The organism is Sedimentibacter sp. B4, from assembly GCF_000309315.1.
Classification (GTDB): domain Bacteria; phylum Bacillota; class Clostridia; order Tissierellales; family Sedimentibacteraceae; genus Sedimentibacter; species Sedimentibacter saalensis.
In genome coordinates, this window is sequence record NZ_CANG01000951.1 from 1 (window position 1) to 1,074 (window position 1,074).

At 48.4% G+C, this 1,074-nt stretch carries 1 rRNA gene; it reads left to right on the forward strand.

What is annotated here, in order from left to right:
* Positions 1–116 precede the first annotated feature (116 nt).
* Positions 117–1,074 (forward strand): 16S ribosomal RNA (locus BN358_RS17885); the annotation flags it as partial.

Here is a 1,074-nt window from a genome sequence, read left to right on the forward strand (position 1 = left end):
CAACGAACTTAGACAATAAAACAGCATAAGAAACCTTTGAGAGTTCTAAAAAAGAACAAACAAAACAAAAAGTAAAAAAAGACAGATAATGCTATGCGTTATCTTGAGCAAGAATATTAAACGAGAGTTTGATCCTGGCTCAGGACGAACGCTGGCGGCGTGCCTAACACATGCAAGTCGAACGAAGTATATTTTCGGATATGCTTAGTGGCGGACGGGTGAGTAACGCGTGAACAATCTGCCCTGTACACAGGAATAGCCTCGGGAAACTGGGATTAAAACCGGATAACACTTTTTTCTCGCATGAGAGAGAAGTCAAATTGATTTAGAGGTACAGGATGAGTTCGCGTCTGATTAGCTAGTTGGTGAGGTAACGGCTCACCAAGGCGACGATCAGTAGCCGGCCTGAGAGGGTGAACGGCCACACTGGAACTGAGACACGGTCCAGACTCCTACGGGAGGCAGCAGTGGGGAATATTGCACAATGGAGGAAACTCTGATGCAGCGACGCCGCGTGAGTGAAGAAGGTCTTCGGATCGTAAAACTCTGTCCTTGGTGACGAAAAAAATGACGGTAGCCAAGGAGGAAGCCCCGGCTAACTACGTGCCAGCAGCCGCGGTAATACGTAGGGGGCGAGCGTTGTCCGGATTTACTGGGCGTAAAGGGTGAGTAGGCGGTAATATGTGTCAGATGTAAAAGGCTATGGCTTAACCATAGTTGGCATTTGAAACTGTATTACTTGAGTGCAGGAGAGGTAAGTGGAATTCCTAGTGTAGCGGTGAAATGCGTAGATATTAGGAGGAACACCAGTGGCGAAGGCGACTTACTGGACTGTAACTGACGCTGAGTCACGAAAGCGTGGGTAGCAAACAGGATTAGATACCCTGGTAGTCCACGCTGTAAACGATGAGTGCTAGGTGTTGGGTAGCGATATTCAGTGCCGAAGTAAACACAATAAGCACTCCGCCTGGGGAGTACGGTCGCAAGACTGAAACTCAAAGGAATTGACGGGGACCCGCACAAGCAGCGGAGCATGTGGTTTAATTCGAAGCAACGCGAAGAACCTTACCAAGG